Source organism: Larkinella rosea, assembly GCF_003858635.1.
Lineage (GTDB): Bacteria > Bacteroidota > Bacteroidia > Cytophagales > Spirosomataceae > Larkinella > Larkinella rosea.
In genome coordinates this window covers 274599-286988 of the sequence record NZ_RQJO01000011.1, presented here as the reverse complement: position 1 = coordinate 286988, position 12390 = coordinate 274599, and the positions used below count along the sequence as shown (strand labels likewise).

The 12390-nt window shown below is 52.8% G+C and carries 9 protein-coding genes; 3 read left to right on the top strand and 6 right to left on the bottom strand.

The annotated features are described in order from the left end of the window. Window positions 1-74 precede the first annotated feature (74 nt). From EHT25_RS25275 to EHT25_RS25250, 6 genes are all read right to left on the bottom strand, one after another. Window positions 75-1259 carry a DUF4856 domain-containing protein gene (locus tag EHT25_RS25275; RefSeq protein WP_124877974.1) on the bottom strand — a complete coding sequence of 395 codons (1185 nt, stop codon included), beginning with the start codon at window positions 1257-1259 and terminating at the stop codon, window positions 75-77. A gap of 181 nt (window positions 1260-1440) precedes the next feature. Beyond that, window positions 1441-2805, bottom strand: a complete 1365-nt coding sequence (locus tag EHT25_RS25270; protein ID WP_124877973.1) for an outer membrane beta-barrel protein — start codon at window positions 2803-2805, stop codon at window positions 1441-1443. Further along, a complete protein-coding gene (locus tag EHT25_RS25265; protein ID WP_124877972.1) occupies window positions 2786-3361 on the bottom strand; it encodes an RNA polymerase sigma factor in 576 nt (191 codons plus the stop codon). The genes EHT25_RS25270 and EHT25_RS25265 overlap by 20 nt, the downstream gene beginning before the upstream one ends. A gap of 70 nt (window positions 3362-3431) precedes the next feature. Next, entirely contained in the window at window positions 3432-3956 is a 525-nt protein-coding gene (locus EHT25_RS25260; RefSeq protein WP_124877971.1) for a hypothetical protein, read from the bottom strand. Window positions 3957-4037: 81 nt separating this feature from the next. Next, entirely contained in the window at window positions 4038-4709 is a 672-nt protein-coding gene (locus tag EHT25_RS25255; protein ID WP_124877970.1) for a hypothetical protein, read from the bottom strand. 110 nt (window positions 4710-4819) lie between these two features. Further along, window positions 4820-5884, bottom strand: coding sequence for a sensor histidine kinase (locus EHT25_RS25250; protein ID WP_124877969.1), 1065 nt, complete (start codon window positions 5882-5884; stop codon window positions 4820-4822). A gap of 217 nt (window positions 5885-6101) precedes the next feature. Here EHT25_RS25250 and EHT25_RS25245 point away from each other — a divergent pair, with 217 nt between their 5' ends. From EHT25_RS25245 to EHT25_RS32795, 3 genes are all read left to right on the top strand, one after another. Then, complete coding sequence (locus EHT25_RS25245; protein WP_124877968.1) at window positions 6102-7238, top strand: redoxin family protein; 1137 nt, start codon at window positions 6102-6104, stop codon at window positions 7236-7238. A 218-nt stretch (window positions 7239-7456) separates the two neighbouring features. After that, window positions 7457-11629 carry a hybrid sensor histidine kinase/response regulator transcription factor gene (locus EHT25_RS25240; protein ID WP_185731487.1) on the top strand — a complete coding sequence of 1391 codons (4173 nt, stop codon included), beginning with the start codon at window positions 7457-7459 and terminating at the stop codon, window positions 11627-11629. 248 nt (window positions 11630-11877) lie between these two features. After that, the gene (locus EHT25_RS32795) at window positions 11878-12027 is read left to right on the top strand and encodes a hypothetical protein (protein WP_185731486.1); all 150 of its coding nucleotides are present in this window, start codon (window positions 11878-11880) and stop codon (window positions 12025-12027) included. The last annotated feature ends 363 nt before the right edge of the window (window positions 12028-12390 follow it).

Sequence of the window (12390 nt, the reverse complement as noted above, 5' to 3'; positions counted from 1 at the left end):
GTGGGTTAGTCGCTCGGTATGACTTGTAAATGAAGTTACAGTGATCGGTTTACGGTTTTCCGTTCACCTAAAAACTAGTTGGCAATCTTGAATTTAGCGCGAATGGCCGCATCAGCCGCGTCGATTTTGGCGTTGGTCAGGCCCCAGAAACCGTTCGGTGCCAGATAGACCAGGTTGCCGAGTAGACCGTTCGAGAAAGCGGCATCACCACCGTTTACTTTGCCGTAGCGCAGGGAATAAATGAACCCTAAGCCTTCCCCCATGGCGTGGGCGCGGGCCGCATCGTTCGTTGCGTTCGTTTTCCATTTGCCCAGATACCCCAATGCCGCACCGGCAATCGCTTTTTCCAGTGCCGGGCGGATAATGGCCACCTGCGCTTTCAGCGTAGTTGGGTCGTTGTTCACGATGGCCGCACGACCTTTCAACAACGCCATGTGGATTTTCGGAAAATCTTCCTTATTGTATTCCCAAAGGTAAGAACCCAGAAAGCTTTCGCCGGAGGAAGTAGCCGTGGCTTTCGCGCCATAAACCGGGTTGGCCGTCAACAGACCGTAAATCTGATCCCAGTTGTGCTCGAGAGCCGTGTAGCTTTTACCCGAAACTACTTTCGAGTTGTCCAGCGCCAGGTTTTTATCGCTCAGCAGCACGTTGCTGATGTAATCGACCTGCAAACCGCCAATCATCGATTTCTGGATGATCTGCGCCCATTCGATACCCTTAGCGTCAACCAGGTAGTTGCTGGTTCCGGTCGTGAGTTTACCCGCTTTGCCTTCCGCTGCCGTTTGAGAAACCGCTTTGCTGGTAAGGGCCATGGCCGCGAAAGCTGATTCCAGGGTTTTGCGCTCGCTTTCGGCTTCCGTAGCCGGCAGCGACGAAGCAAAGATTGACCGCAAATTGACGCCTGATGAGTTCAAAGTCGCGTCGGTAAAGGCATTGCCGGTATTGGCAAACATGTTTTTCAAAACCGTCGAATCCAGCGTCGCACCCGTTCCAACGGCGGTTCCGTTGTAGGTGTTGATCGCTCTGAACATCAGCAACTGGGTGCTGGCAGGCGTCATATCAACGGTTTTAACTTTATTGATGTCCGCAAAGTAGCTGGCGTAAGTAGTCGTATCCGTCAGTTTGGAATAGTCGATCGCCGTGCGCAGATTGGCGGGCGGGGTAATGGTGTTGTCATCATCGTCCTTGTTACAGGCGATGAGGCTGGCAGCTAAAACGACAACAGGAAGAAATCTGGAAACAAAATGAGTTTTGAACATAACAGGTTGACAAAAAGGTTTTCCAGCCGTAAATGTAAATACTATTTAGACTGATTATAAAATTATTAGTAAGAATGTTTTTAAATAAAGACATAACATCCTATCTGTCAAATTGTTACAATTAAACTCAATTTAGCATTAATCCAGTTAAACATCTCAAATGAACAAAAAACGGCTTTGATCAGCGACCGGACTGAAACCCGAGCCGCAGGCTGACGCCACCGGAACCCAGCATCAGGTTCTCGCGGGTGAAGGGCCCGACCGGATATTTGACGTACGGTTCGGCCGACAAACGAAACTGCGTTCCCAGCCGACGTTCCACGCCAATGGACAGGTTAATGATCCGGCCCCAGTAAATTTTCTGAAAAGCCGGTGCCGACTGCGTGGTCGTCTGCTGCGTCGTCACCAGTTGCGTTACGTGTACTTCCTGCCCGTTGGTACCCATTACACTGATCGTCTCCTGCCGGGTTTGTTCGTAGGTATAGGCATAGTGTTCGTTCAGAAAGGCCAGCGACGACAAACCGGCTTCGGCGTAAAAGCCTTTGGACGCCAGCCTTCCCGGCCGAAACCGGATATTGAGCGGCAGATCGACGGAGGTCAGCCGAATACCGGTCGAAACCAGTTGGGGAACCGTCGAAAAAACCATCAAACCCGCTTCTTTGGTGCCGAGTTTTTGCTGCGCCATCGACAAACCGGTCGAAAGGCTGAATTTTCGACTGAGTGGTATCTCCGAGAACAATCCGCCACCCACCGCAACCGACGGCGAACTTCCGGCGGCATAGACCGACTGCGGGGCCAGGCTAACTCCCCAAACGGGCTTCGGACCGGTTTTGGCCGGTTCGATTTTTGCCACCGCTGGCTCATTTTTCCAGATAGATAACGGAAGACTCAGCGGCCGAAGCGGGTGTTGCAAAAACCGGATCGAACGTGGATTGATGAACGCAAAAGAAGCGGTTTGGGTGCTTGATTCGGCGGGTAGATCGGCAGAAATGCGGGTTTGCCGAGTCTCGTTAAATGGCGTTTCCGGTTGAATAAAGCGGTTTTTGGGTAGTCGATCAGCAATTTCCAGGCGGTTATTTACCCCTCCCCGATTCTGATTTTCGAATCGGTTTTGCTCGTATTCATCCTGACGGTTCGCAGCGTTTTTTTCTTTCGTTTCGGTGGAAGTTCCTTTTGCCGACCGAACCAGCGGTTTTTCAGTCCGATTAGCGCCAGCCGCAATCCGATCGGGTAAAACCGCGCCGACCCGTTGCCGGTTTTCAACGGAAGGATGAAGCGGTCTTTGACCCGACAAACCCGATTTTGGTGAACGAACCGCCAGTTGTGTTCCGTCCGACTTATTGGTGTAAAACCAAACCGGTACGCCCAGAATGCCCAGCAACAGACAGGCCGCCAGCGCATACCGGAACCAGATCACCGGCTGTTGCCGGCGTCGGCGCTGCAATCGCTGAAATTCTTCCCACGAGCCGGGTTCGTAAGGCAGTTCATACCGCCCCACGGTTTTTCGGATGTGGTCGGTCAGCCGTTTATGAATGGAATCTTTCATTGTGATTCGGAAAATAACTTTTCACCAAACGAGCCAGCTTTTCCTTCGCCCGAACCAGGTACACCCGCGATGAACTGACCGACAATTTGAGTTGTCCGGCAATTTCTTCGTGCGAATAGCCTTCGATTTCGTAGAGGTTAAAAACCATCCGGTACTGATCAGGCAGGTGTTGCAGCAACGTCAGAATATCCTCCGCCGTCAACTGGCTGATGACGGATTCATCAACCTCAATATCCTGACTTTCAGCCTGTTCATATTCGACAGTCTGGGTGTGTTTAATGTGTTTCCGGTACTGGTCGAGGGCGGTATTGACCACAATCCGGCGCAGCCAGCCTTTGAACGTTTCCTCGAATGAATACCGGTCGATTCGCGCAAAAACCTTCATAAAGCTGTCGTTCACCACACTGCCCGCATCCTGCCGGACGGGGTGGTAGCGCAACGCAATGGCCATTGTAAACCCGTAGAAATGCTTGTAAAACATTTCCTGGTATTGCGGGCTGCCTTTTCGGCATCCTTCAATGAGCTGTCGTTCAAACGGAGTACAGTCTGGGGCCATTCACCAGCGAGGGCAATAAAAAAGAACGGTGAACCGCGTGCGGTTCACCGTTCAACGCATGAATGTTAGCTTATCTATTGGAATTGGATACAGTCCCGTCCGGGTTCAGCGTCGTGTCCTGCACCTTCGACCCGTTGTAGACCACAAAGGTTGTATTGGAATGGTCACCTTCGCCCACCACTTTCGTAATGTCGATTTTGATGGTGTGCTCCAGGTCGGTCGGGCAACCAATCACGTCAGCAGTTTCGTGCGTCAGGGCGATGTGGATCGTCGGGGGATAAATCATGATCTCGACGCCGTTCCAAACCGCTTTGAACGATTCAGCCGAGCAACCGCCTTTCACTTTGACCGTCAGGATGTTGCCATCGCGGGTCACGTTCTCGATCGTAAATTGTGGGCCGGTCGCTTTGGTCCGCGCGTTCATGGCCCGGTCGAATTCTTCCGAGCTATTCACGATGTTGGTTAATCCTTTGTCCGACGGAGCCGGATCATTGCCCGAATCCTGGTTACAGGCTCCGAGTGCCAGCAGGGCGACAAAACTCAGAACGGCGGTGATTTTTCGATAATTCAGGAGGCTGGATACGATGATTTTCATGGAAGTATAGAGTTGTTTTTATACCCATGACGTAACTCATTCACCGAACGCTACAGCCCATTCCGTTTTTTCGAAAAATTTTCAGTTCACTGCACTGCCCACAACGCAGGTCTGGTTGTAGGCTTCGACGATCTCACCAAAGCGGTTCCAGTCCCGCCTTGTAGCGGCCGGAAACTGGCGGACAAAAGCCGGGCAATCGCCAAAAAGGGCTTCGTGTTCGTCGTCGATGGTGCTTTTCTTCACGATGCGGGCGCTTGTTTGGTCCTTCACCACCACGAAGCTGAGGTCGCGGGGATTGGTGCCAATCGTGAACTGCCCGAAGGTGTATTCCGAATGCTTTTTCCAGCCGTTGGCGTCGAAATACAGCGTGATTTTTCCGGGATGACTCAGCCGTTCGAGCAGGGCGGTTTTTCCGTCTTTGCGGGGATTCGGAACGCGTTCAAAAACGACGGTTTCACGCTCGCGGGGAATGGCGCCGGTGGCATAGGCGAACCTGGGAATGTCCTGGGAAACCAGCCTGAGCTTCTCCCCTTTCAAGGTCATTTTCTTGTCGTCCGCAGTCCGAACCACCACGCTGGCGGGCGCATCGTTCACCAGCGAACCGACCCGCACTTTTCCACGGATGGTATCGTTCTCAATGGTCACCACGTACCCTTCGGTCCAGGTCGTTATGGCACCCAGTGGCGCATATTGGGCAAACGAAATAGCAGGGCTCAAGAGAGCCGCGAATAAACTGATTTTCAAGGTGTTCATTTGTGTTTGTTGTTTTTAAAATGGATTCGGTTTTCGGCACTCCGTTGTCACTCGCGACACGCGAGCGATAACGGGGGTTGAAACGTACCCACGGGCGGTCCGTGGGTACGTTATTTCCGCAGCAGCGGAACCGTCACCCGAAATTCTTCGCCGTTGTCGTTGATTTCCAGCGCGGGCAAGCCGAGCCGACGGAAGCGGTCGGTCAGCGTTCCCAAACCGATTGGGATGGCCGTGACGCGCAATGGTTTTAATTGAATCGGGTTCATGACCAGCAACCGACCATCTTCAACGGTCTGGATCACTAACCGCAACGGTTTTTCGGGCAAGATGACGTTGTACCGGATGGCATTTTCGACCAGCGTTTGAAGCGTCAGCGGGGGCAGCATATCGTCCAGAAACCGGTCATCAACCTGAATATCGAATGAAATTGCCGAACTAAACCGCGTCTGAATCAGAAAAAAATACGACCGGATGAATGTCACTTCGCTCCGCAGGGATGTCAGTTCCCGCTCGCCCTCCTGCAGCAGATACCGGTAGACACTCGCCAGTTCGTCCAGAAACGCCCCGGCCTGCTTCTTGTCCTCGGTAATCAGTGACGACAGCGAATTCAGCGAATTGAACAGAAAATGCGGATTCACCTGGTTTTTCAGGCTGTCGTACTGGCTTTGCAAGGTCGCTTTTTTGAGTGCCTCCGCTTCCCGGATCGCTTCCCGGTTTTTCTGTAAGTAGTACATACTTTCGTAAATCCCTCCGACCAGAAACGCAAACAGCAACGCCATACTGGTGTGAATCAGGTAGACGCGCGGAAATTCCGCCGGGGCAATCATCCCGGTCAAGTCCAGGTGACTCACCACCCAGGTTTCGATCGGCTGTATAGGAATGGTGAACAGGGTGTAACCCAGAAATGTCGTCAGAATGCGCTGCCGAAGCTGCTCCCGATCGGCGTACCACGTCCGCACTTTCATTACCCACCACCGCAGGATTTGCCAGGTTATTCCTGTCGAAACCACTCCCCATAGAAAAGTCTGCGCAAACAGCCCCCAGCTATACCCGTATTCCGTCAGGTAAAAGAAAACGAACGGCAAAACCGCCAGCGGAACGCCGATGATCCGCAGCCATTTGTCATTGATGGATTCGTTGCCGTTTACCGATGAATTTGTACCTGCGTTGGTCATGTATGCGTGCTGGTTCGCTGCCGAAAAGGTCGGTTGATGAAGTAGAAAACCGCTCACTAAAAGTAGCCTACCTTTGATCGATTTCAAACGGGAGTCGGTTGAATCCGCATTTTTAGCGGCCAAACCGTAAGAAAACGGGGTGGATTTTCCCAATCCCGCATTATTTAATTATTTTCAGGTTTAAGTATAATATCCCTGCATTTACCAATCTACTTCTATGATAACCAAGACCTTAGCCAACAAAATTCAGCAAATTGCCGGACTGCTCATGTTGGTCGCCACGCTGTCTTTTATCCCCAAAGCCGACCACAAAACCCTGGAAATCGGGGCGCCGGCGCCGGATTTTTCGCTGCCCGGCGTCGATGGCAAGCAGTATAGTTTGAAGAATTTCGCCGGTTCGCCCGCGCTGGTCATTGTGTTCAGCTGCAACCATTGTCCCACTGCTCAGGCCTACGAAGACCGCATGATTCAGCTGGTGAAGGACTACAAACCCAAGAAGGTGAATTTCGTCGTCATTTCGCCCAACAGCCCGGCCACGGTGAGTCTGGCCGAACTGGGTTACACCGATATGAGCGACACCTTCGCCGAAATGAAACTACGCGCCAAAGCGAAGGGGTATAATTTTCCGTACCTCTACGACGGCGACACCCAGACGACGGCTTTGAAATACGGGCCCGTGGCGACGCCCCACGTTTTTATTTTCGACAAAGACCGCAAGCTGCAATACGCCGGACGGTTTGACGCTAAAGAAAAACCGGGTACGGCCAACGCCGAAGATGCGCGGGCGGCTCTGGATGCGGTTTTGGCGGGCGAAAAAGTGCCGATGCCGACCACCAAGACGTTCGGTTGTTCGGTGAAGTGGATCGAAAAGAGCGATTACATCAAAAAACAGCAGGCCGAATGGGCCAACCGACCGGTTTCCATCGAAGATGTGGACGTGGCCGGATTGAAAAGTCTGATCCGGAACGATTCCGATAAACTGCGGCTGATCAACGTCTGGGCGACCTGGTGCGGGCCGTGCGTGCAGGAGTTTCCCGAATTCATCACCATCGACCGGATGTACCGCGAGCGCGATTTTGAATTTGTGACGGTTTCGGCCGACAAGCCCGACAAAAAAGCCAAAGCGCTCGAATTCCTGAAAAAGAAAGAAGCGTCCAACAAAAATTACCTGTTCAGTTCGGAGGACAAATACGCGCTGATCGAAGCCATCGACCCCAACTGGCAGGGTGCGCTCCCTTACACCATTCTGGTAGAACCGGGCGGCAAGATCGTCTACAGCAAACAGGGGCCGATCGATCCGCGGGAAATGAAAAAGACAATTGTGGAAAACCGGATGATCGGGCGGTATTATTGATGCGGAGTTTTAGTTATAAATGTAAAAGTGACGCCTTAGGAAATACTTTTATATTTAACATTCATCATCGCTCCGGCGACCCGGTTTACATTTATAATTAAAACTACGCAAGTCTCTTCATTCAATTAAAAAGTATATTTGGTGGTCAGAGCAGAACCTCCGGTTAATTTCTGGTTCAGAAAATCGATTTCTCTTTGCGGGCTTTGACAACACCCACCGTGAAAACCGTACTCCTTCTAACGGGACTGTTTTTTTGTTGCAGCATCCTGGCTAATGCCCAGCAATTTGCGGCTTCGGTGAAACACTACGGCCCCGAAAATGGACTGTCGCACCGGGAGGTGAATGCGATTTTTCAGGATCGGCAGGGGATGATGTGGTTCGGCACCAAGTTCGGTCTCAACCGCTTCGATGGCAAAACCTTCACCACGTTTACAAAAGAACGCAACGGCCTTGATTTTGATGACATTCAGTCGATTGCGCAGGATGCCGACGGTTTGCTGTGGCTGATGGGGGCTCATGGACAGGCCCGGATGACCCTCTTCAACCCCCTGACGGGTACGGCGGTTTCGTTCGAAAAAAAGTTCAATACGTACCTATCGACCAGTTGCCTGGATGTCCCCCAACGCGTGTTGGGGAGCGCCAACGGTACGATCTTTTTTTCCAACTGCCAACCCGCCATTCTGGGTTCCTACAGCCCGGATTCGGGGCTTCGTCTCGTGCCTTTGCCCCAGTTTAAAAAGCTATCGGTCTTTCGGGTGACCGCCCACAATACGGTTTGGGCCGTAGCCGATGCGAACCAGTTGATTGAAGTGGCCACGGATGGTCGCATTCTGCACCGGATTCAACAGCCGGAAAGCGCCCTGGCTCCTTGTTTCGGACAACGCAATGCCGGCGTCGAATTTGTCTATTTTGTTCCCGCAGCGGCCATCGATCCGGGCGATAAGAATCAGGTAGACCACTATTATAGCGTCGACGAGTTGGGAAACCAGCATCTGTTGCCCCGTTCCGTTCAGCAACCCCAATCGAAGTTTCTGTTCCCGGTTTATTACCCGTTTGACCGTACCGGATTAATCTGGGACGGGTCCCGGTTGTGGCATCCAGCCAAAGGCGTTGTTCTGGATGTTACAAGCCAGCTGTCGGGCGAGGCCGTTACCAACCGAAGTTTCTTCTGCGACCAGAATGGCTGGCTGTGGTTGGGCACCAGTTTTGGTGTTTACCAAGTGAAGGTGACCCAAAATCACTTTCGCCGGTTATTCTACGACGAATCCAATTCGGGCGACAACGTAGCTGCCATCCGCGGTATTACGACAAGGGGGGATCAGGTTTACGCGAATCTCGAAAAATTTGGCCTCTTTTCGACTACGCTGACGGGGGGATCGACCAGGAGTTTGTACGGGCAACCCACTTTTGCCGGGATGACGGGCTTAGTTGATAATGGAGCGGGGAAACTGATTGCCGGCATCAAAGGGCAGTTGGTTTTTTATGACCTGCGGACTCATACCTACACCTTGTCAAAGTTACCGTTCAACACAATCCGGAAGCCGGTATCCGACCCAAACGCAGTACCTGAATTCCCGACCAATGCATCGGTCTGGACATTGGCTCCGTATCGGAACGGCCAATGGATTGCGGGCGGACGGACGGGCCTCTGGTTCGTTCAGGCAACAAGCGGGCAGCTCACCGCCTTCACCCAATACAACCAATTCCCCGAACTCGCTCAGGCTCATGTGCTCCACATCGCTGCCGACCGGCAGGGTACCATCTGGCTGGGTTCCAACGCGGGCTTGTACGTGGTTGACCCCGCCAAAGGCATCACGGCCCGCTACTGGAGTGGCGGCAAAGGCGGTTTTTACCTGCCCGCCGATAATTTCCAGCATTTCTACCAGGATGCGAAAGGCATTTACTGGCTGGCAACGGCCAATGCTGGCCTGATCCGCTGGGATCGGCGGAACAATCACTTTCGTCAGTTCCGACGTTCGGAAGGTTTATCGAACGATAATATCTATGCGGTTTACCCCGACCGGCGGGGCAATCTGTGGATGAGCAGCGACTACGGAATTATGCGGTTTGATACCGTTCGGCAAACTGCCCGGACGTATTTTGTGCAGGATGGTATTACCCACAATGAATTCAACCGGATTTCGCATTTCCAGGATAAAACCGGACGGATTTATTTCGGCGGCCTCAATGGCATTACCGCATTCGATCCCCGGGATTTTGAAGTCGAAAAACCGCCCATTCTGCTGCCATTACGGGTTGTTTCCTTTCGGCAGTTTGACCAGAACATCAACCAGATCGTTGACAAAACCGCTGATTTGAACCAAACTCACCAAATCACCCTCCGACCCGGTGACCAGACTGCCGTACTCGATTTTGCGATGCTGAATTTTGCCGATGCCGAAAAAAACGTCTATACCTATCAGTTTAAGGGTCTGGATAATGCCTGGACGCACCAGGCGGAGTCGTCGCTGCGGCTCGGAAACCTACCCTATGGCACGTATCAGTTGTTGATCAAAGGGCAGGCATCCAACGGACAGTGGTCGGCCAATACACTGACGATTCCGATCGAGGTTCTCCGTCCTTTTTACCTACAAATCTGGTTCATAATCCTGACGGTTTTACTGCTGATTACCGGAATCAGGGGCTGGCTTCGGTGGCGAATCTGGAATCACGAGCAGGAACAGAAACGGCTCCAGAACGAAATCCGGCTGGCGACCGCCCAGATTGAACAGGATAAGGGCGTGATTGAACAACAGGCCGGGATGCTGCAACGACTTAACGAAACCAAATCCCGGTTTTTTGCCAATATTTCGCACGAATTCCGGACTCCGCTGACGGTTATTCTAGGCATGACCTCGGAGCTGAAACGAAAGCAATCGGAAGAAACCGGTCGGCGGGAAATGGACCTGATTGAACGGAACGGCACCAATTTGCTGCGCCTGATCAATCAGATTCTGGACCTGTCCAAACTGGAAGCCGGTGAAATGAGGCTGCAACCCATCCGGGCCGATCTGGTCCGGTTCTGCCAGTATGTCGCTGAGCCGTTTCATTCCCTGGCCGCTCAGAAGAATAGTCAATTGCACGTTCAGTCGGATGTTGAGACGCTGGAAACGGATTTTGATCCGGATAAACTGCAGGATATTCTTTCCAATCTGTTATCGAATGCGCTAAAATTCACCTCGGCGGGTGGTCGGATTGAGTTCCGGCTGACGACACAGAAAAACCGGGAGTATGCTGACAACCTAACTTATTACGAAGCGGTTTCGCCGACACTTCATAAGAATGATTCCTGGATTTTCCTCAGCGTCCGCGATTCAGGGCCTGGCATAGAAACGGAGCAAATGCCCCGGATTTTCAACCGGTTTTTTCAGGTGGACAGCCCGATGCCGGTTTCCGAAACGGGCGGAACCGGTATCGGACTGTCGCTGGTGCAGGAATTGGTCGGGCTGATGAACGGCGGACTGGCGGTTCGCAGCAGGCCCGGGCAGGGAACCGAATTTATTGTCCAGTTCCGCCGGACTCACCAGGCTCCGCTGGCGGAACTACCGTCGGCCCAACCGGCGATCATCAACCGCGATCAATTGGAAATTACGTCCGAACCGGCGGGGGAAAAACCGGTGCTGCTGCTGGTGGAAGACAACGAGGATGTGGCCGCCTACATCCGATCCTGTCTGGGCGAAACCTACTACCTTCTGCGGGCCGAAAACGGTCAGGCGGGCATCAATCAGGCATTCGAGAAAATCCCGGACCTGATTCTGAGCGATGTCATGATGCCCGTCCAGGCCGGGCCGCAGAAAGACGGTTTTCAATTGGTTGATGAATTGAAGAACGATTCGCGCACCAGCCACATTCCGATCGTGTTACTGACGGCCCGGGCCGCCGTCAGCGACCGGCTCAGCGGTCTCCGGCGCGGGGCGGATGCCTACCTCACCAAACCGTTTCAGCGGGACGAACTGCTGATCGTGCTCCAGAATCTGCTCCAGTCCCGGCGCGTCCTGCAGGCTCATTACAGCCAGCTGGCGCTGAAAACCGGCCCGTCGGCACCGGAAGAAACCGCTTCCCTCGAAGCGGTCTTTCTGCAAAAATTACGGGCGGCCGTAGAGGAACAACTGGACCGAACCGACCTGTCCATTGACGAAATCTGCCAGCGCCTGCGCATGAGCCGCTCCACCCTGCACCTCAAGCTGGTGGCCCTCACCGGCCTGTCTACGACCCGGTATATTCGGGCACTCCGATTGAACAAAGCCAAGGAACTCCTGACCTCCTCCGACCTCAACATTGCCGAAGTCGGCTACGCCGTCGGTTTTGAAGATGCCAAGTATTTCAGCCGCGTGTTCTCCGAAGAATTCGGCGTTTCGCCCGGCCAATACCGCCATTCTGATCCGATTTAAACAATAGTCCACCTTTTCGAACAATAGTCCACCTCGTCTTCCGACGGCTCCCGTAATCTTGTGTCGCTGCACAGAGGCCCTAAAACCGGGTCGCCCCAGGACTATTACGTGCTACCGCCTTTCACCCCCAAACCCCCTAAAGGGGGCTTTAACATCCGGATTTAAAAGCCCTCTTTAGGGGGTTTGGGGGTGAAAGGCGGGGCGGTTACGGGTTCCTGACGCGCTTTTACAATTAAAAAAACGTGACAATGAAAGAAGTAGAAAAGACCGATTCGAATCGGATTCTCGATTTTGCAGCCGCCGGGATGTGGTGGCAGATTACCAAAGACACCAACGGGGCTTTTTTTGAAGCCATCAATGTGCTGGCACCCGGTGCGGTTTTCATTTTTCGTCCTTAATCGATCCTTCAGTTGTCATTTGGGATGAAAATCTGACAACCCCTATCAAACTCAGACCGGCTCAACGTATATGCCTGTACCTTGTCGTTTGCTCATGCTTTCCTGCATTGACGGTTTAATCGCAGCAGCAAAATACCTGTTACCTTTTTTTCCAGTCATTCAAGGAACTAAGACATAGGTCATTCCAGTACCGAAACCGCCAGGCGGCTGATGCAAACCGATCTCAATAAATCTGCTGGGACACTTGCAAATGCACCCAATCATAGGTACCCGTTGATTAGGAGCGAAAAGCTCAGGTTCGTTGAACCCCTAACCAAGCTGGCAATGAACTTGCCCCTTAACCGGGCCAATGTCCCTTGTCCA